This is a genomic window from Rhizobium sp. 01T437, from assembly GCF_056398505.1.
The window spans coordinates 13,210-31,228 of the sequence record NZ_JBFTPM010000026.1 but is presented as its reverse complement, the minus strand read 5'-3'; the positions used below and the strand labels follow the sequence as shown (position 1 = coordinate 31,228).

Here is an 18,019-nt window from a genome sequence, read left to right as displayed (position 1 = left end):
GATGGCGAGTGCGCCCTGGCGTCACCGCGCTCGTGTGGGCATGGAAGGGCTTTCGATGAAAAGGGCTACGACGGCTGGGCGCTACCGGCGCCGGAGATGCGGGCTGTGATCACCGCATATTGTTCCAACTGCAAGTCGGTCGAGATCCGTGATCTTGCCAATCCTCCGGAGTTTCCGGCGGATGTGGTATGGATCGACATGGTGGAGCCGACTCGCGAGGAGGAGCTGCATGTCGAAACGATCCTTGGCATCGAAGTGCCGACCCGGGACGATCTCAGGGCGATTGAGCCGTCAGCCCGCCTCTATGTTGAAAATAACGCCGTATACATGACCGCTTCGCTGATATGGAAAGCGGAAACGGAAGCGCCGACCCTGACGGATGTCGCCTTCATCCTTGCCGGCGACAAGCTGGTGACCATCCGCTACGCCCATCCGAAGTCCTTCGCACTCTTCATCGCCGCCCTGCATCGCATACCGGAGCAGTGGCGCAGCGGCGCCGCCCTTCTTGCCAAGCTCCTGGAAACGATCGTCGATCGCACCGCCGAAGTTCTGGAAATGTCGGTGTCCCGCCTGGACATCCTCTCGGTGCATGTGTTCGGTGACCGCGCCAAGAAGGTGCGCAAGCCCTCGAACTATCTGGAAGAGAAGCTGAAGGACATTGCCGGCCATCACCGCATGATCAGCAAGCTGCGCGACAGTCTCGGCTCGCTCGCTCGCCTTCTCACCTTCTTCTATACGATCCCTGTCGTGCAGCACGATCAGGAAACCAAGGAACTCTGCCGGACGATTTCGCGCGACATCCAGTCCCTTTCGGAACATGCGTCCTTCGTCGCCGGCAACATTACCTTTCTGCTCGACGCCTCGCTCGGCCTCATCAACATCGAGCAGAATGCCATCATCAAGATTTTCTCGATTGCTTCGGTCGTGTTCTTGCCGCCGACGCTGGTCGCCTCCATCTATGGCATGAATTTCGAGTTCATGCCGGAGTTGCACCTGGCCGCGGGTTATCCTTACTCGCTGGGCCTCATGGTGATCTCCGCCGTCATTCCCTTCTTCTTTTTCCGCTGGAAAGGCTGGCTCTGAGGAGCCTGTAATTACTTCATGTCTGAAGAAAGCCATTCTCAAGAACGTAACCTCACGCCGCGCAAGCTCTTTTATCTTGCGCTAGGCTCTGTAGGTGTCGTTTACGGGGATATCGGCACGAGCCCGCTTTATGCCTTCCGCGAAGCGCTGAAGCCGGTCGCCCATGATGGTCTCACCCGTTTCGAGGTCATCAGCCTCATTTCCCTGATGATCTGGGCGCTGACGATCATCGTCACCATCAAATACGTGCTCTTTCTGCTGCGCGCCGACAACGACGGCGAAGGCGGTACGCTGTCGCTGCTCGCCCTCCTGATGAAGACCGCCAATGGCCACACAGCGCTTTTGATGCTGCTCGGCCTGATGGGCGCGGCACTCTTCCTCGGCGACGCCATGATCACCCCGGCGCTCTCGGTTCTGTCAGCGGTCGAAGGTATCAAGCTCGTCACGCCGCAGTTGTCGGAATATATCGTGCCCATATCGGTAGCGATTCTGGCACTGCTCTTCGTCGTGCAGTCGCATGGCACGGGGGCGGTCGCACGATTCTTCGGCCCCATCACGGCGCTTTGGTTCCTCGTCATGGCCGCCGCCGGCATCGCTCATATTTCCGATGACTACGGCATCCTCGCCGCTTTCAACCCCTATTATGCCATCAGCTTCCTGCTGCACGAGGGTTTCTATGGCGTCGTCGTTCTCGGCGCTGTCTTCCTGACGGTGACAGGCGCGGAAGCCCTCTACGCAGACCTCGGCCATTTCGGCCGCCGCCCGATCCAGTGGGCATGGTTCGCGCTGGTCTTCCCGTCGCTGACGCTGAACTATCTGGGGCAGGGCGCGCTCGTTCTCGGCAATCCGGCGACGATGTCCGACCCCTTCTATCTCATGTATCCGCAGTGGGCGCTGTTGCCGGTCGTTATCCTCGCGACCTGCGCGACGATCATCGCCAGCCAGGCCGTCATTACGGGCGCCTTCTCGCTCGTACGCCAGGGAATCAACCTCGGCTTCCTGCCGCGCATGGAAATTCTCTTCACGTCAGAGACCAATACCGGGCAGATCTTTGTGCCTTCGGTCAACGCGGTGCTGTTCTTCGGCGTCATCTTCCTCGTGCTCGGCTTCAAGACCTCGGATTCGCTGGCGACCGCCTACGGCATCTCGGTCACCGGCGCGATGGTCGTCACCTCGATCATGGCCTTCGAATTCGTCCGCGTCCGTTGGAACTGGTCGCTTCCGGTTGCCATCATTGCGCTGCTGCCGCTCGTCCTTCTCGAACTGATCTTCTTGGGCGCCAACCTCCTGAAGATCCATGACGGCGGCTACATCCCGATCCTGATTGCGACGGCCTTCACCGTCATCATGTGGACCTGGCGTCGCGGCACGGCGATCCTGACGGAAAAGACCCGTCATACGGATATTCCGCTTGCCTCGTTCGTGAGCTCAATCGAGCGCAAGAGCGAGCATTCGCCGGCCCATGTTCCGGGCACCGCGATCTTCCTGACCAGCGATCCGGATTCGGCACCCGCCGCACTGCTGCACAATCTCAAGCACAATCACGTGCTCCATGACCGTAACGTCATTCTGACGATCCGCACGGTCAACAAGCCGCGCGTCTCCCCGCAGGAACGCTACAAGGTCGAGCAGATCTCCGAACGCTTCTCGCGTGTCGAACTGCTCTTCGGCTTCATGGAATCGCAGAACGTCTCTCAGGCGCTGGCGGCGCTGCGCAAGACTGGCCTGAAGTTCGACATTATGACGACGTCCTTCTATCTCGGCCGCCGCAAGCTGGTGCCGGATGCCAAGTCCGGCATGCCCTACTGGCAGGACCGCCTCTACATCGCGCTCGCCAATGCGGCCGCCAACCCCTCCGACTACTTCCGCCTGCCGGCCAACCGCGTGGTGGAGTTGGGTTCGCACGTCATCATTTGACGGGAAGCAAGGAGAGGGCGCCATCTCGTCCTCTCCCATTTCTGTGACCGGCACGGGAATGAACGGGGCGAGATGATCCATCTCACGAAAATGTCAGCCGCATTAGAATATGCAGGAATCCTCATGGGCATATTCCGGGACAGGTCGTTAACCAGCTATCAAGGTTAATGCGAGATTTTCTTGGGACTGTTCCCGCGTCCCATGCCCGGAGTCCGCGTTGCGTCGAAATGGCCGCTTCCGCAGCAAGCTGCGTCTCTTGCCCCAGAATTGGGTCTCTCCCGCGATCTTCGGCGTGGCCGGATGGCTGATCTTCCCGAGCGTCGTCTCCCATGCCGATCTTGCCACCATGCTCGCCGGTCTCGACAATGATCGCGAAAGCTGGCGCATGGTTCTGACCAATTCGCCCGCAGGCTCCATCCATCAGGCAGAACTCGCCTTTGCCGATCTCGCTGCCACTGACTCGATCGCCGCCGGTGCAGGCATGGTACTGCCCGATGGCCGCAAGGTTGCCTTCGTCTCTGGTGAGAAGGGCAATGACGGCACCCCGGACGAGGATCGCGTCAATCGCAATGCCAAGAAGGGCCGCGTCGTTGCCGTCGAAAAGGTGCAGCCGCCGAAGGATTTCTCCGCCGGCTCCATCCTCGAGCGCACCAAACTCCTCTTCCGCCCGGTCTTCGATCTCAAGGACAAGTCCGCCTTCGTGAAGCCGACGATCAAGGGCAAGGAGATCGAGATCGCCACGGCCTTCTACAAGACGCAGCCGGCGCCACAAGGGGACACTGTTGTACCGGCAATTCTGGCGAGCCTCGTGACCAGCAACAAGGCGGATGTGCTGGCGACGGCCTATGCGCCTGCCGCACCGGATTATTCCCGCCAGTCGCCTTTCGATTCCATCCTGACGGACAAGGATGAAGGCCGTTTCGCGCCGCAGATCGGCCCGAAGGACCACGCTTGGGCGGCCAGCATCCTGCCGCCAAGTGTCTTTTCAGCCGGCGAGCAGCGGTGCCTGGCTTCAGGTATCTATTTTGAGGCGCGCGGCGAATCCGTGAAGGGGCAGGCGGCCGTCGCGCAGGTCATCCTCAACCGCGTCCGCAATCCAGCCTATCCCAAGACCATTTGCGGCGTCGTCTACCAGAACGAAGACTGGCGCAATCGCTGCCAGTTTTCCTTCGCCTGCGACAACATCAGGGACCGTGTGAATTCACAATATCATTGGCGCGTCGCCCGCGATGTTGCCATGGCCGTGACCGCCGGCAAGATCTGGCTGCCGCAAGTGGGTTCGGCCACGCATTACCATGCCGTCTACGTCCGGCCGAATTGGGCCAGAACCATGGAAAAGGTCGGCCGCATCGGCATGCATGTCTTCTACCGCACTTATGGTGGCGGCTGGAGCTGAGGCAAAAGGGCGGCCGATTGCCGATTTTTCGCCGCCCGGCGCCGTTCGAAGACGGATTCTTTCGATGAAATCGGGTGCGAGTGGCCAAATTCCGCTTAAATCTTTGATTTTTTGCGGTTATTTTATGGCTGGACACAAGCTCTCTACGCCTTGACTATGCTAATCCCTAAAACTATGTTGCGCGCGACTTCAGAACGGGCCGGAGGGTTCTTTAACCTTTGCGTCCGTGGTTCGGAAAACCGGGGTAGCGGGATTGCGGGCGACGGGAGCGGAGGAGAGCACGATGGCGGATGACCGCGAAGAAAGTCTTGAGCAGCGCCGTCGGCAGCTGGAAGCGGAACTAGCCTCCAGGCATGTCGATGACAGGAAGGAAGAGGCGCGAGAGGCCAGTGCCGAGCAGAGCCGTAAAGGTTATGCCCAGGCGATGAAGCTCTCGAGCGAATTCATTTCCGCCATCGTTGTCGGTGCTGTACTCGGCTGGCTCTTCGACCATTTTGTTGGCACGACGCCTTGGGGGTTGATTGTTCTTCTGCTTCTTGGATTCTGTGCCGGCGTTTTGAATGTTTTGCGCGCTGCGGGGAAGGTCGCCCAACCCCTGGATCGCCAAAACGCTGATAAATAGGGCCGTCTGGCCCAGTGCAATTTCCGCCTCTTGGGCGGGCCAAAGAGAGAGAGCAACCGGTGTCAAACGATCCGACCCATCAGTTCCAGATCTTCAAGATTGTGCCGATTGAGATCGGCGGGATTGATTTCTCGTTCACCAACGCATCTCTCTTCATGGTGGCTTCGGCTGCCGTCGCTGCTGGCTTCCTTTATTTCTCGACCACGAATCGCGCCATTGTTCCGGGCCGTTCGCAGTCACTCGCCGAAATGTCCTACGAGTTCATTGCTGGCATGCTGAAGGAAGGTGCGGGCACCAAGGGAATGCAGTTCTTCCCGCTGGTCTTCTCGCTCTTCATGTTCGTGCTGACGGCAAACCTGCTCGGCATGTTCCCGTATTTCTTCACGATTACCAGCCAGATCATCGTCACCTTCGCGCTGGCGATCCTCGTCATCGGCACGGTTCTCGTCTACGGCTTCTATAAGCACGGCTTCCACTTCTTTAATGTCTTCGTGCCCTCGGGCGTGCCGGGCATTCTGTTGCCGCTGGTTGTGTCGATCGAGATCATTTCCTTCCTGTCCCGTCCGATTTCATTGTCGGTTCGTCTTTTCGCAAACATGCTCGCTGGTCACATCACGCTGAAGGTGTTCGCAGGCTTCGTCGCCTCGCTTGGAGCCCTCGGTGCTGTCGGTGTCGGCGGAGCCGTTCTTCCTCTCATCATGACCGTCGCCCTGACCGGTCTCGAGTTCCTCGTTGCCTTCCTCCAGGCTTACGTCTTTGCGGTGCTGACTTGCATGTACCTCAATGACGCGATCCATCCGGGCGGGCACTAAGGATAACGACATCGACGTCAAAGGGCGTCAGTCATTCGCCGCAACAACCATTTCAAAGGAGTTCAACATGGAAGCGGAAGCAGCAAAGTTCATCGGTGCAGGTCTGGCTTGCTTTGGTATGGCCGGTACGGCTCTCGGCCTCGGCAATATCTTCGGCAGCTACCTCTCCGGCGCTCTGCGCAATCCGTCTGCTGCTGACAGCCAGTTCGGCCGTCTGGTATTCGGCTTCGCCGTTACGGAAGCTCTGGGCATCTTCTCGCTGCTCGTCGCTCTTCTCCTCCTCTTCGCCGTTTAATATCGGTGGATTGATGGATCACGGCCTGCGAACAGCGAGCCGTGATCCTTTGCATTTGCAGTACACCTGGAGGTGAGCATGTACTTTGTGACCCCGGCCTACGCTGAAGAGGCCCCGGCGGGAACCGCGACGGATGCGCATGCCGCTCCGGCTGCCGGCGAGGTCCATACCGAGACCGGCGTTGCCGAAGGCGGCCACGCGCGTGGGCCTTTCCCGCCTTTCGATTCGTCGACCTACGCATCCCAGCTTCTCTGGCTGGTGATTACGTTCGTCATTTTCTACCTGCTCATGCAAAAGGTCATCGCACCGCGCATCGGCGCCATCCTCGAGCAGCGTCACAACCGCATCTCGCAGGATGTCGAAGAGGCTGGCCGCCTGAAGGCTGAGGCCGATGCCGCTGTCACAACCTACGAAGGCGAACTCGCCGCTGCCCGTGCCAAGGCAAACTCGATCGGCACTGCCGCTCGCGATGCTGCTAAGGTAAAGGCCGAGGGTGATCGTCGCGCAGTCGAGGCTAGCCTCAACGAAAAGCTGAAGGCTGCCGAGGCCCGTATCGCTGATGTGAAGGCAAAGGCTTTTGCCGATGTCGGTGCCATCGCCGAGGAAACCGCAGCAGCTGTTGTCGAACAACTCATCGGCGGCTCTACTGCCCAGTCTGATGTCGCCGCTGCCGTTGCAGCCGCCAAGAAGGAGGCTTGATCAATGGAATTTGCTTTTGATGCAACTTTCTTCGCCTTCGTTGGCCTCGTTCTCTTCCTGGCGCTGATCATCTACCTGAAGGTTCCGGGCATGATGGCGAAGTCGCTTGACGACCGCGCCGACCAGATCCGCAACGAGCTGGCGGAAGCCAAGCGTCTGCGCGAGGAAGCCCAGCACCTGCTCGCGGAATACCAGCGCAAACGCAAGGAAGCTGAAGCCGAAGCCGCTCACATCGTTGCCGCTGCCGAGCGCGAAGCTGAAATGCTGACCGCTGAGGCGAAGAAGAAGACGGAAGAATTCGTCGCCAACCGCACGGCTCTTTCGGAGCAGAAGATCAAGCAGGCCGAAGCTGACGCAATGAAGGCTGTTCGCTCTGCTGCAGTCGATCTCGCCATCGCAGCCGCTGAATCCGTTATCGGCAAGCAGGCTGATGGCAAGGTTCAGTCCGAGCTCTTCGGTCACGCCGTCGGCGAAGTGAAAACCCGTCTGAACTGAGCTGCAGCTCTATAGGATTGGAAAAGCCCCGCCTCAGCGGGGCTTTTCTGCTTGTGGCGGATGCTGTTGTGCTTAGTGTGATGTCTGAACCTGTGATGGGCAGCGCCGAAAACAACGGATCACCCTTTTCGGAAGCTCCTGCCGAAACCCTCGATGTCGGTCCAGCAATCGAGTGTCTCTGACACTTTCCCATCCCTGGGCTTGCAGGGAAATGGAGCGGATATCGCGCTGGAGCTTACTCCTCCAGCATCTCCCCATTCACCTCTTCCACGACGCCGTCCTTGCGGAGTGGCCGGAAGCTCATCCGGTGCAGCGAGCACGGCCCGTGCTTCTCGATGCCGGAGCGATGCTGCGCCGTGCCATATCCGACATGGGCGGCAAAACCATATTCGGGAAACACCAGATGCGCGCGCGCCATCATTCGGTCGCGCGTCACCTTTGCAACGATGGAGGCGGCGGCGATCGAAACGGATCGCGCGTCACCCTTCACCACGGCCTGCCCGGGGCAATCGAGCCCAATCGGCACGTCCAGCCCATCCGTCAGCACATAGCTTGCCGGTACGGAAAGGCCGCAGATTGCGCGGCGCATGGCGTCGAGGCTTGCTTTGCGGATATCGGTTTCGTCGATGCGTGTGGAACTGGACGAGGCGATGGAGACTGTGGCGGTAGCAAGAATTTGGACGAACAGCTCCTCGCGTTTCTGCGCCGAAAGCTGCTTGGAATCGTTAAGGCCCTCTGGAATACGCTTGGGATCGAGGATCACGGCTGCAGCCACGACGGGGCCTGCAAGCGGCCCGCGCCCAGCCTCGTCGGCGCCCGCGACAGGCCAATGGCCAGCCTTGCGGGCTTTCAGCTCCAGCCGGAAATCCGGCACGAGGGGGACCTCTTCAAAGAGCAGAGGAGAATCGGGTGACGTGCGACGTTTCATGCGGTTGAAACTCGCACGCCAACCCGATTTCCTGCAAGCCCCCCGGATCAGGGCGGCGACGGCCGGGGGCGGTCCGGCGGATGGTGCGGTCAGGGCCATCCGCAGGAATTGCGCAAGACAGAAGACGCAGGGCAGGTCTTCTTCACGCCTCACGCAAGCTCGTTAACAAAAGCAATTCCAGCAAAAGTGTGCCGCGGTTTTGCGTCCGGAATTGCGTAAAACAACCAGTCAGAGCAGCGAAAGTTGCACGCCGCTGCCATTTGGCGGCACGAAGAGATCGTCGCGCAGGGCAAGGCTTCGCCGGGTCAGCCCCAACCGCTTTGCCGCCATCTCGAAACGGCGGGCGATCTGCCAGGCGTAGGGTCCGGCGCCTTTCATGCGCTTGCCGAACTCGGCATCATAATCCTTACCGCCGCGCATTGAGCGCACCAGCGACATGACGTGGCGATAACGGTCAGGATAGTTCTGCAGCAGCCAGTCGCGGAACAGCGGGCTCACCTCCAGCGGCAGCCGCAGCAGCACATAACTTGCCTCTTCTGCGCCTGCCGCCTTTGCGGCATCCAGAATACGCTCCAGCTCGTGATCGTTGAGCGCCGGGATGATTGGCGCCGCCATCACTGACGTGCGCACACCGGCCTCGGAAAGCCCGCGGACCGCCTCCAGCCTGCGCGTCGGTGTCGAAGCGCGTGGTTCCATCAGGCGCGCGAGCTTGCGGTCGAGCGTCGTGACTGAAATGCCGACACGCACGATGTTCTTCGCCGCCATCTCGGTGAGGATATCGAGATCGCGCAGGATCATCGCCGACTTGGTCACGATCGCAACGGGGTGGTTCGCCTTGTTCAGCACTTCGAGGATCTGCCGCATGATGCGCCACTCCTTCTCGATCGGCTGGTAGGGATCGGTGTTGGTGCCGATCGCGATGACGCGGACCTTGTAGCCAGGTTTGGCGAGCTCGCGCTCCAGAAGCTTCGGCGCGTCCGGCTTGGCAAAGAGCTTGCTTTCGAAATCCAGCCCTGCCGAGAGGCCCATATAGGCATGCGTCGGCCGGGCGAAACAATAGATGCAGCCATGCTCGCAGCCGCGATAGGGATTGATCGACCGGTCGAAGGAAAGATCGGGGGACTCGTTGCGGGTGATCGCCGTGCGCGGCTTCTCGATCTGAACATCCGTCTTGAAGGGCGGCAGCTCCTCGAGCGTCTGCCAGCCATCATCGAAGGTCTCGCGCTGCGTTGGCTCGAAGCGGCCGCTGGGGTTAAGCCCCGCGCCGCGGCCACGCCGCCGGTCAACCTCGATGCGCAGCCCTGAGGCCGCGATCATCGCGTCGGCAATATCTGCCGTATTGGCAGGCGCAAATGCCGCCTGCCCTGCAAGGGACTGTGGTCTCATCGGATTCTCCAGCGGCGGAAAACGCTCGATCCCGCTCGTTTTGATGATTATATTCCTATCCGCAAAAAGAGAACAATGCAAGAACAAAATGGGGAAAGTGGTGCTGGCAAAATTTTGTGCGGCGCTCTATAAACAGGCAATGTTGACTGTCGTTCTTGAATGCCAGGATCAGGAACCTGAGCTGGCCCAGACTCTATCGGTATTGGTGGCGGGCGCCGTCGAGGGCCTCGTCAGCGACGTGGTCGTGCTCGATCACGGCTCCCGCGACGGCACCTCGCGGGTGGCGGATGCCGCCGGCTGCCGTTTCCATTCGCAGTGGGATATCAAGGACATCATCCGTTCCGCTCGCGGCGAATGGCTGCTCTTCGTCGAACCGGGCGCAAGACCGCAGGCAGGCTGGATCGACGAAGTCGCGGAATACGTAGCCTTGAATAAGGTGCCTGCGCGCTTCACCGCCTCGCGCGGATATCGACGCCCCTTTTTCCAGCGCGTCGGCCGTGCCAGGCCGCCGCTGGAACTCGGTCTGCTCATGCCGAAGAAACTCGCCATTTCAGCTGCAAAGAGCGGCATGCGCCTTACCGAATTCGTCAAGGCACAGAAGCCGCGCCAACTCTCCAGCGAATTGATTCCCTCCTGGGTCGCCCGCGCCGCGCGATAGCTGCACTCCTCGACATTGCGAAAAGATGGCGCCCAATAGGATTTCGCGCTATAATTCGGGTATGGCGCCGCCGAAGCGCCTCGCTTCGTAACGGATGGCCATGGAATGCCGGTGAACGGCAGAACAGGTCAGCGAAAATCTCCTTTTCTGCCGGTACCCGGCGAAAGGAGGTGCGTCATGCTACGCAATATGGTCCACGGCCTGCTGGCCGCCATATTGACGACATTGGTGATCGCGCATCCGCATCCGGCAGCATCGCAGATGATGCGCAGTTGCGCAGGCCGATCCGAGATCGTCAATTTCCTGGACAGCAACTTTGGTGAAAAGCTCACTGCAGTCGGACTGATTAACCAGAACGCCATTCTCGAGGTCTATGCCGCCGAAAGCGGCACATGGACGCTCGTCGTCACGGACGTTCACGGCATAAGCTGCGTGCTGCTGTCCGGTGATAGCTGGGAAACGATGCCCGCCCTGCCGGGCCTCGCGACATAGCGATGCTGCTATTGTAACCGGTCTATTTCGTCGCGCCGCGCTTGAGGTGTTCGTCCAGCCGCGGCATGATCTCCACGAAATTGCAGGGCATATGCCGATAGTCGAGCTGCGCCTTCAAGATACCGTCCCACGCATCCTTGCAGGCGCCGGGCGAGCCCGGCAGCACGAAGATGAAGGTGGCGTTGGCAACACCTGCCGTAGCGCGCGACTGGATCGTAGAGGTGCCGATCTTGTCGTAGGAAATGCGGTGGAACAAGGCCGAGAACCCGTCCATCCGCTTTTCGAAGAGCGGTTCCAGCGCGTCGGGCGTCACGTCGCGGCCGGTGAAGCCGGTCCCGCCCGTGGTGATGACGACGTCGATCTCCTTGGCTTCAGTCCAGGCGCGCACGCGCGCTGTGATCCTCTCGCGGTCATCAGGCACGATGTCGCGGTCGACCAGCTGATGTCCGGCTTCCGCAATCCGTGCCACCAGCGTATCGCCGGATTTGTCGTCCGCCAGTGTACGCGTATCCGAAACGGTCAGAACCGCAATGCCGAGAGGTATAAAAGCTCGTTTTTCGTCCAGGCCTGCCATCATGCACCTCCTGCGAAAGTCTCCGTCGACTGGAAATACCAGTCCGGGCGGGCCGCGTGAAGACGCTCAGCGGCGCGTAGCGCAGCAACGGGTGTCTCGAAGATGCCGAAGCAGGTCGCGCCAGAGCCGGACATGCGGGTGAAAAGCGCGTCTTCTGCCGCGAGCATGTTTGAAATCTCGGCGATTTCGGGAACCAGCTCTCGCGCCAGCACCTCAAGATCATTGCGTGTCGCCCGTATGGTTTCCATCCAGTGCGGCGTCTTCTTCAGGACCAGCGGAGGATTATTTTTGGTGACAAGCCGGCGGAAGATCTCGGGCGTGGAGACGCCTTTCAGCGGGTTGGCGAGCACCATAGCGAAGGAGGGCAGGGCATCGGCCGTCTCTATCTTTTCGCCGATACCGCGTGCGATCAGCGGCGTGCTTTTCAGGCACATCGGCACGTCGGCCCCAAGCTTCAGCGCGAGGGCGGCAACGGTCTCAGTGGGAAGCGTCACGTCCCATAGACGCATCAGCCCGCGCAGCGTCGCTGCCGCATCGGCGGAGCCGCCGCCGATTCCGGAAGCGACCGGCAGATTCTTTTCCAGATGGATGCGCACGGGCGGAGCACCGCCTGCCGCTTCCCGCAGCAGGTCACGCGCCTTCAGCACCAGATTGGTGCCGGGGTCATCGGCAAGCACATCGGCGAACTGACCGGAAAGCGTGAAATCATCGGCATCGGCAGGCGCAAAGCCCAGCCGGTCGCCATGGCGCGCAAATGTCACCAGCATTTCAAGAAGATGGTAGCCGTCAGGCCTCTGGCCCGTCACATGCAGGGCGAGATTGATTTTTGCGCAGGCATCTTCAGTAACGGCGAAATCGCCTGTCACGGAAAGTGGCATGCCCAAGTCAGGCATGCGGCCTCAGGATTTCTTGTCGACCGGCGGCGGCGTCACCGGCTGCGGGTCCGGCTGCTTCTTGTCGACGGTCTTGGAGTCGTCGTCCTGTGCCGGCAGGCCGTTGGCGACCTTTTCCTTTATCTTCGGAATCGCCGCTTCCTCGGGTTCGGAGGCGAGCGCCCGGTTCCACTGATAGACAGCTTCCAGCTTGCGGCCCACCCGCCAGTAGGCATCGCCGAGATGGTCGTTGATCGTCGCGTCGCCAGCCTTGATCTGCGCTGCGCGTTCCAGCTCATCGACAGCATCGTTGTAACGGTTGAGGCGGAAATAGGCCCAGCCGAGCGAGTCAATGATATAACCGTCGTCAGGACGCAGCTCGACGGCCTTCTTGATCATCCCAAGGCCTTCATCGAGGTTGCGGTTCATGTCGATCCAGGAATAGCCGAGATAATTCAGAACCTGCGGCTGGTTCGGATTGAGGTCGAGCGCCTTGCGGAAGTTCGGCTCCGCCTGGTCCCACTTCTTCAGCCGCTCATAGGCGATGCCGCGCTGGAAGAAGACGCTCCAGTCGGAGCGGCCCGGCAGCGGCCCGATCACTTCGACAGCCTTGTCGTAATTATCGGCCATCGCCTGATAATCCTTGGCGTCGGAAAGCACGCTGCCATAGGCGAGGTAGCTTCTGATATCCGTCGGGTCGGAGGCGATCAGCGACTGCAGGTGCTTGCGGGCTTCGTCCACCTTGCCGCCCTGCGCGAGAGCGAGGCCGAGCTGCAGTTCGGAGATGCGGCGCATCGGCGAATTCGCCGGCACCTTCTGGTAAAGCGCAATGGCGCGATCCATCTGGTTCTGCTTTTCGGCAATGCCGCCGAGCAGCACCAGCGTGTCCGCACTGTTCGGATCGAGCGCATTGGCCGTCTGCAGATAGAGCGAGACAATGTCCTCGGCGCCATCGCGGTTCAGCGCGCCGCCGACCGAGAAGAGCACGCCAGCCGCGCCCTCTTCGGCGCTCTTGACCTGCTGCTCCTGCTTCTCGCCCTTTTCGATACTGTCGCGCAGCGCGTTCAGCGGCGTGTAGTTCGGCAGCAGATTGTCGCCGACAGAAACAGCGTCGAGCGCCTTTTGCTTGTTGCCCTGCGAGGCTTCGAGGCGGGCGAGCGCCATGATGGCGCGCATGAAGGTATCGGGCGCAGTCGCGCCTCCTTCCTTGTCCAGCACGGCATCATTGAGATGCTGGCGGGCGGATTTGACGTCGCCGTTGACGATCGCGATCGCACCGGCATTGTAGTTCTGGAAGATGCGGACCCAATCCGGTCCCTTCATCTTCTCGACCATGGTGAGCCCTTCCTTGCCGCGGCCGGCGCCGACACGCGCCCAGGCCAGCAGAAGGTCATTCATCATCCGGTCGAGATCGTTCGGCCCGTCATATTTCAGGATCGATTCCGCCGTCTTGAACTCGCCGCGGCGCATCGCGTCCATGCCGCGCACGATCGTGGTGATCCGCTCGACTGTCGGGTCGCCCTTGAGGTCGTTGGCATATTTCACGCCGTCTTTGATGTCGCCGTTGAGCAGCAGCGAGATCATCAGGCGCTGGCGGATTTCCGGATTGCCCGGCTCGATCTGCAAGGCTTTCTTGTAGAGCTCGATCGCCGTCGGATAGTCGTGATCCACATCGGCCGTGCGAGCAGCGAGAAACGCGCCCGAGAAGGTGGAAACGCTGTCCGGATCGAAAGTCACGGTCTTGCCGGCATCATCTGCCTTGGCCGCGTCTTCGGCATTCACGCCGCCGATCCAGCCGAGCGAAAGCACCGCCGCCAGGGCTGCGCTCGAAAGGAGACGGGTGACAAATCTCTGCCGCATTAGAAAACCTTTCTTCAGGGACGGCCGACTCAATGGGCCAACCGCAAAATCAGTTGCAAACACTGATTCACAACAGGATGGCTTTTTTGAAGCGGCCCTGCAAGAAATTCAGCCCACGTTCAAGGACGTTTGATTAAAGCGCCGCCGCGCAAAAGTGTGCGGCGGCGTTGCTGCAAAGACATGCCCCTCGCGGAGGCGCGCGTCAGTTCACGCGCTCGATGCAGAAATCGATGACTTCTATCAGGGCCGATTTCCAGGGGCTGTCCGGCAGCGGCGCCAGCGCATCCCGTGCGATCGTGCCGTAGTGGACGGCCCGCTGGATCGTGTCGTTCAACGTGCCGTATTTGGTGATCAGGCCGAGCGCCTTTTCCAGATTGGCATCGCTGCTGTTACCGCCTTCGATCGCATCGCGCCAGAAAGCGCGCTCGTCCTGCGTGCCACGGCGATAGGCCAGGATAACCGGAAGGGTGATCTTGCCTTCGCGGAAGTCGTCGCCGACATTCTTGCCGAGATCGGCAGCCTTGCCGCCGTAATCGAGCGCGTCGTCGACGAGCTGGAAAGCGAGGCCGAGATTCATGCCGTAGGATTTCAGCGCGTTGCGGTTGGATTTGCTGGTCTCGGCAACGATGGGTCCGACTTCTGCAGCAGCTGCAAAGAGAGCGGCCGTCTTGGCGCGGATGACAGAGAGGTAATCGTCCTCGGTCGTTTCCATGTTCTTGGCGACGGAGAGCTGCAGCACCTCGCCCTCGGCGATGACGCAGGCGGCAGAGGAAAGCACGTCGAGCGCCTCCAGCGAGCCGACTTCGACCATCATGCGGAAGGCCTGGCCGAGCAGGAAGTCGCCCACGAGAACGCTCGCCTGGTTACCCCAGATCGTCCGCGCGGTCGACTTGCCGCGGCGCAGGTCGCTTTCATCCACCACGTCGTCATGCAACAGCGTTGCCGTGTGCATGAACTCGACTGATGTGGCGAGCTTGATGTGGTTTTCGCCCCTGTAGTTAAAGAGCGAGGCCGCCGCGAGCGTCAGCATCGGCCGCAGCCGCTTGCCGCCGGAGGAGATGAGATGGTTCGCCACCTCCGGGATCATCTGGACATCGGAGCCGGCCTTGGAAAGGATAAGCTGGTTCACCCGCTCCATGTCAGCCTTGGTGAGGTCCACCAGCGGCTTGATGGAAGCCAGTTTGTTTTTGTTTTCTTCAAGCGGTATGACCACGCCCAACGACCCGGACTCCTGTTCATTCGTTGCCTTTGACAATAGAAAGGGGCGATGGAGGCGGCAAGGGGTGAATTGTCGCTGCCAGCAAATTCGGAAGGGAAAATGACGGCAAATGCATGAGCTTATCCGCGCAAACGACCCCGTTCTGCTCTCATTTGCGGAGAGCCTCATGAAGGATGCGGGGATTTCGTGCTTCATCGCCGACCAGGGGATGAGCGTGCTGGAGGGCTCGCTCGGCATGCTGCCGCGCCGCCTGTTGGTCGATGAGGCGATGGCCGATCAAGCCCGTCGCATCCTCACCGATGCGGGTCTCGGCGGCGAATTGCGCGAGCGGAAGTGAAAAAATGACGCAGGCGGTGACGGACACCATAGACGCCTTTCATCGCGGCCTTTTCCATATCGTCCAGCCGAAGGGCAGGGGGCATCGCGCCGGCATGGATGCCATGCTACTGGCGGCCCTCGTTGCCGATGATCGCCCCATAAGAGTGGCCGATCTCGGGGCCGGAGCGGGTGCAGCCGGCCTTGCCGTCGCCTCCCGCCTTCCGAAGGCCGAGGTCGTGCTTTTCGAGCGCTCGGCGGAGATGGCCAACTACGCTCGCCGCAGTGCCGCACTCCCTGACAATGCACATATGGCCGGCCGCGTCTCGGTCGTTGAGGCCGATGTCACGCTGACCGCCAAGGCACGCAATGACGCAGGCTTGATCGACGAAAGCTTCGATCACGTTATTATGAACCCGCCTTTCAACGATGCCGGCGACCGCAGGACGCCGGATGCGCTGAAGGCGGAGGCGCATGCCATGATCGATGGCCTTTTTGAGAGCTGGATCCGTACGGCCGGCGCCATCATGATGCCGGGCGGACAATTGTCGCTGATCGCGAGGCCGCAATCGATCGCCGAGATCATTGATGGCTGCGGCAGGCGCTTCGGCGGCATCGAGATCACCGCCATTCATCCGCGTGAGGGGGAAAACGCCGTCCGCATCCTCGTGACGGCAATCAAGGGTTCGCGGGCAAGGCTGTCACTGCGTGCGCCCCTCATCATGCACGAAGAGGGGAGCCACAAGTTCTCCCCTCTCGTCGATGATTTCAACAATGGCCGTGCGGCCTATGCCAGGCTTTGAAGCAATTTCGTTCGGAATTGCGAGCAAAATCAATTCCGGAATTGCCTGAGAACAAATTCTAACCTCCGGTCATGAAGTCGAAGAGCAGCTTGACGTTCAGGCCGGCGATCACGATAGCGACCACATAGGCGATAGCGCTCAGCCACTTCGGTGCCACCAGCTCGCCCATCTTCGCCTTGCTGGCCGTGAACATCACCAGCGGGAAGACGGCAAAGGAAAGCTGCAGGCTGAGCACCACCTGGGTCAAGATCAGCAGCTCGGCCGTGCCCTGATCGCCGTACCAGATCGTCACGAAAGCCGCGGGAACGATGGCGATGGCGCGGGTGATCAGGCGGCGTACCCAGGGCTTCAGCTTGATTTTTAGGAAGCCTTCCATGACGATCTGCCCCGCAAGCGTGGCGGTGACCGTGGAATTCAGGCCGCAGCAGAGCAGCGCAATGCCGAAGAGCGTAGGCGCAATGGCAAGGCCAAGCAGCGGCGACAGCAGCGAATGCGCCTCACCAAGTTCCACCACATCCGTCTTGCCGTTGGCATTGAAGGCAGCCGCGGCAAGGATCAGGATCGAGGCGTTGATCAGGAGTGCGAAGCAGAGCGCCACGGTGGAGTCGAGGGTCGCAAAGGTCAGCGCTTCCTTCTTCTCCGGCACGGTATGGCCGTAAGAGCGCGTCTGCACGATGCCGGAGTGAAGGTAGAGATTGTGCGGCATCACGGTCGCGCCGAGAATACCGAGCGCCAGGTAGAGCATTTCCGGGTTGGTGACGACCTCGGGCGTAGGCAGGAAGCCCCTGATGACGGCGCCCCATTGCGGGTCGGCAAGGAAGATCTGGATCGCAAAGCAGATCGCGATGACGCCGAGCAGCGTGATGATGAAGGCCTCCATCCAGCGGAAGCCGAGCCTCTGCAGCAGAAGGATGACGAACACGTCGAGCGCGGTGATCAGCACGCCGATTTCGAGCGGAATGCCGAAGAGCAGATTGAGGCCGATCGCCGTGCCGATCACCTCGGCAATATCGGTGGCGATGATGGCGATTTCCGCAAAGGCCCAGAGCGGCACCGCAACATAGCTCGGATAGGCATCGCGACAGGCCTGCGCCAGGTCGCGGCCGGAGCCGATCGCAAGACGCGCGCAAAGCGATTGCAGCACGATTGCCATGATGTTCGAAAGCAGTGCGACAGTCAGCAGCGCATAGCCGAACTTCGATCCGCCTGCGAGCGAGGTCGCCCAGTTGCCGGGGTCCATGTAGCCGACCGCCACCATGTAGCCGGGGCCGAAGAAGGCTGCCGCGCGCCGCCAGGTGGAGCTGTGCCGCCCCGTACCAACCGTACGGTAGACATCAGAGAGCGAAGCTTCCCCGCGCTCGGTCCGCCAGCCGCCCTTTGCATTCGGATTTACGATGTCCATGCCATTTTCACCTGTTTAGCCATGCCGGCACTATGCCTGATTAGAATGATAATGCAAGTCATTCGCAACAAGAAAATGGAGAGGTGATGTTTTGGGAGCATAGCCATTGCGTTTGTCGTTGCAGCGCATACATGCAATGCCCTTGTAATGTGCATATGCATGCTTGCGCCGCCGATCATGTTGAGGAAGAG

The 18,019-nt window shown here is 60.5% G+C and carries 19 protein-coding genes; 12 read left to right on the top strand and 7 right to left on the bottom strand.

All coding sequences use genetic code 11. The features are described 5' to 3' along the window. Positions 1-105: 105 nt before the first annotated feature. The 8 genes from AC1DM5_RS32070 to AC1DM5_RS32035 all read left to right on the top strand — a co-directional run bounded on the left by AC1DM5_RS32070 (position 106) and on the right by AC1DM5_RS32035 (position 7,319). The gene (locus AC1DM5_RS32070) at positions 106-1,083 is read left to right on the top strand and encodes a magnesium transporter CorA family protein (RefSeq protein ID WP_477976580.1); all 978 of its coding nucleotides are present in this window, start codon (positions 106-108) and stop codon (positions 1,081-1,083) included. A gap of 18 nt (positions 1,084-1,101) precedes the next feature. Then, positions 1,102-3,000 carry a potassium transporter Kup gene (locus AC1DM5_RS32065; RefSeq protein WP_113321865.1) on the top strand — a complete coding sequence of 633 codons (1,899 nt, stop codon included), beginning with the start codon at positions 1,102-1,104 and terminating at the stop codon, positions 2,998-3,000. Positions 3,001-3,217: 217 nt separating this feature from the next. Beyond that, on the top strand, positions 3,218-4,396 hold the full coding sequence (locus tag AC1DM5_RS32060; protein WP_477822778.1) for a cell wall hydrolase: 1,179 nt from the start codon (positions 3,218-3,220) through the stop codon (positions 4,394-4,396). A gap of 283 nt (positions 4,397-4,679) precedes the next feature. Next, a complete protein-coding gene (locus tag AC1DM5_RS32055) occupies positions 4,680-5,018 on the top strand; it encodes an AtpZ/AtpI family protein (protein ID WP_113321863.1) in 339 nt (112 codons plus the stop codon). Positions 5,019-5,077: 59 nt separating this feature from the next. Further along, a complete protein-coding gene (locus AC1DM5_RS32050) occupies positions 5,078-5,830 on the top strand; it encodes a F0F1 ATP synthase subunit A (RefSeq protein ID WP_037105789.1) in 753 nt (250 codons plus the stop codon). Positions 5,831-5,897: 67 nt separating this feature from the next. Next, positions 5,898-6,125, top strand: a complete 228-nt coding sequence (locus AC1DM5_RS32045; protein WP_003588243.1) for a F0F1 ATP synthase subunit C — start codon at positions 5,898-5,900, stop codon at positions 6,123-6,125. A gap of 78 nt (positions 6,126-6,203) precedes the next feature. After that, complete coding sequence (locus AC1DM5_RS32040) at positions 6,204-6,824, top strand: F0F1 ATP synthase subunit B (protein ID WP_310378538.1); 621 nt, start codon at positions 6,204-6,206, stop codon at positions 6,822-6,824. A gap of 3 nt (positions 6,825-6,827) precedes the next feature. Then, complete coding sequence (locus tag AC1DM5_RS32035) at positions 6,828-7,319, top strand: F0F1 ATP synthase subunit B (RefSeq protein ID WP_477822777.1); 492 nt, start codon at positions 6,828-6,830, stop codon at positions 7,317-7,319. A gap of 235 nt (positions 7,320-7,554) precedes the next feature. Here the strand turns inward: AC1DM5_RS32035 and AC1DM5_RS32030 are convergent, their stop codons facing one another. After that, positions 7,555-8,247 carry a ribonuclease HII gene (locus AC1DM5_RS32030; protein WP_477822776.1) on the bottom strand — a complete coding sequence of 231 codons (693 nt, stop codon included), beginning with the start codon at positions 8,245-8,247 and terminating at the stop codon, positions 7,555-7,557. Between the two features lie 228 nt (positions 8,248-8,475). Beyond that, positions 8,476-9,633 (bottom strand): PA0069 family radical SAM protein, encoded by a 1,158-nt coding sequence (locus AC1DM5_RS32025; RefSeq protein WP_477822775.1) that lies wholly within the window; start codon positions 9,631-9,633, stop codon positions 8,476-8,478. Between the two features lie 139 nt (positions 9,634-9,772). On the opposite strand from AC1DM5_RS32025, the gene AC1DM5_RS32020 reads away from it, so the two are divergent. Both AC1DM5_RS32020 and AC1DM5_RS32015 read left to right on the top strand, forming a co-directional pair. After that, complete coding sequence (locus AC1DM5_RS32020) at positions 9,773-10,291, top strand: glycosyltransferase family 2 protein (protein ID WP_113321887.1); 519 nt, start codon at positions 9,773-9,775, stop codon at positions 10,289-10,291. A 177-nt stretch (positions 10,292-10,468) separates the two neighbouring features. Next, positions 10,469-10,783: a hypothetical protein gene (locus AC1DM5_RS32015; RefSeq protein ID WP_477822774.1), complete on the top strand. Its 315-nt coding sequence runs from the start codon at positions 10,469-10,471 to the stop codon at positions 10,781-10,783. Between the two features lie 22 nt (positions 10,784-10,805). On the opposite strand, the gene moaB is transcribed toward AC1DM5_RS32015, so the two are convergent. From moaB to AC1DM5_RS31995, 4 genes are all read right to left on the bottom strand, one after another. Further along, positions 10,806-11,357, bottom strand: a complete 552-nt coding sequence (gene moaB, locus AC1DM5_RS32010; protein WP_477822773.1) for a molybdenum cofactor biosynthesis protein B — start codon at positions 11,355-11,357, stop codon at positions 10,806-10,808. Beyond that, positions 11,357-12,250, bottom strand: a complete 894-nt coding sequence (locus AC1DM5_RS32005) for a 4-(cytidine 5'-diphospho)-2-C-methyl-D-erythritol kinase (protein ID WP_477822772.1) — start codon at positions 12,248-12,250, stop codon at positions 11,357-11,359. The genes moaB and AC1DM5_RS32005 overlap by 1 nt, the downstream gene beginning before the upstream one ends. A gap of 6 nt (positions 12,251-12,256) precedes the next feature. After that, entirely contained in the window at positions 12,257-14,089 is a 1,833-nt protein-coding gene (locus tag AC1DM5_RS32000) for a tetratricopeptide repeat protein (RefSeq protein ID WP_477822771.1), read from the bottom strand. A gap of 202 nt (positions 14,090-14,291) precedes the next feature. Then, a complete protein-coding gene (locus tag AC1DM5_RS31995; protein ID WP_439014205.1) occupies positions 14,292-15,308 on the bottom strand; it encodes a polyprenyl synthetase family protein in 1,017 nt (338 codons plus the stop codon). A 109-nt stretch (positions 15,309-15,417) separates the two neighbouring features. Between AC1DM5_RS31995 and AC1DM5_RS31990 the strand changes: the two genes are divergently transcribed. Together AC1DM5_RS31990 and AC1DM5_RS31985 are read left to right on the top strand one after the other, a co-directional pair. After that, positions 15,418-15,645 carry a putative signal transducing protein gene (locus tag AC1DM5_RS31990; protein ID WP_310378525.1) on the top strand — a complete coding sequence of 76 codons (228 nt, stop codon included), beginning with the start codon at positions 15,418-15,420 and terminating at the stop codon, positions 15,643-15,645. A 4-nt stretch (positions 15,646-15,649) separates the two neighbouring features. Next, entirely contained in the window at positions 15,650-16,426 is a 777-nt protein-coding gene (locus AC1DM5_RS31985; RefSeq protein ID WP_477822770.1) for a tRNA1(Val) (adenine(37)-N6)-methyltransferase, read from the top strand. A 58-nt stretch (positions 16,427-16,484) separates the two neighbouring features. Here the strand turns inward: AC1DM5_RS31985 and AC1DM5_RS31980 are convergent, their stop codons facing one another. Next, positions 16,485-17,828: an Nramp family divalent metal transporter gene (locus AC1DM5_RS31980; protein WP_477822769.1), complete on the bottom strand. Its 1,344-nt coding sequence runs from the start codon at positions 17,826-17,828 to the stop codon at positions 16,485-16,487. Positions 17,829-18,019: the final 191 nt, after the last annotated feature.

Excerpts from the sequence above, each read along its gene's own strand:
- AC1DM5_RS31980 (WP_477822769.1), bottom strand. The coding sequence starts at position 17,828 with ATGGACATCGTAAATCCGAATGCAAAGGGCGGCTGGCGGACCGAGCGC.
- AC1DM5_RS32005 (WP_477822772.1), bottom strand. The coding sequence starts at position 12,250 with ATGCCTGACTTGGGCATGCCACTTTCCGTGACAGGCGATTTCGCCGTT.
- AC1DM5_RS32045 (WP_003588243.1), top strand. The coding sequence starts at position 5,898 with ATGGAAGCGGAAGCAGCAAAGTTCATCGGTGCAGGTCTGGCTTGCTTT.
- AC1DM5_RS32025 (WP_477822775.1), bottom strand. The coding sequence starts at position 9,633 with ATGAGACCACAGTCCCTTGCAGGGCAGGCGGCATTTGCGCCTGCCAAT.
- AC1DM5_RS31990 (WP_310378525.1), top strand. The coding sequence starts at position 15,418 with ATGCATGAGCTTATCCGCGCAAACGACCCCGTTCTGCTCTCATTTGCG.
- AC1DM5_RS32065 (WP_113321865.1), top strand. The coding sequence starts at position 1,102 with ATGTCTGAAGAAAGCCATTCTCAAGAACGTAACCTCACGCCGCGCAAG.
- AC1DM5_RS32000 (WP_477822771.1), bottom strand. The coding sequence starts at position 14,089 with ATGCGGCAGAGATTTGTCACCCGTCTCCTTTCGAGCGCAGCCCTGGCG.
- AC1DM5_RS32040 (WP_310378538.1), top strand. The coding sequence starts at position 6,204 with ATGTACTTTGTGACCCCGGCCTACGCTGAAGAGGCCCCGGCGGGAACC.
- AC1DM5_RS32020 (WP_113321887.1), top strand. The coding sequence starts at position 9,773 with ATGTTGACTGTCGTTCTTGAATGCCAGGATCAGGAACCTGAGCTGGCC.
- AC1DM5_RS32035 (WP_477822777.1), top strand. The coding sequence starts at position 6,828 with ATGGAATTTGCTTTTGATGCAACTTTCTTCGCCTTCGTTGGCCTCGTT.
- AC1DM5_RS32015 (WP_477822774.1), top strand. The coding sequence starts at position 10,469 with ATGCTACGCAATATGGTCCACGGCCTGCTGGCCGCCATATTGACGACA.
- AC1DM5_RS31985 (WP_477822770.1), top strand. The coding sequence starts at position 15,650 with ATGACGCAGGCGGTGACGGACACCATAGACGCCTTTCATCGCGGCCTT.
- moaB (WP_477822773.1), bottom strand. The coding sequence starts at position 11,357 with ATGGCAGGCCTGGACGAAAAACGAGCTTTTATACCTCTCGGCATTGCG.
- AC1DM5_RS32030 (WP_477822776.1), bottom strand. The coding sequence starts at position 8,247 with ATGAAACGTCGCACGTCACCCGATTCTCCTCTGCTCTTTGAAGAGGTC.
- AC1DM5_RS32055 (WP_113321863.1), top strand. The coding sequence starts at position 4,680 with ATGGCGGATGACCGCGAAGAAAGTCTTGAGCAGCGCCGTCGGCAGCTG.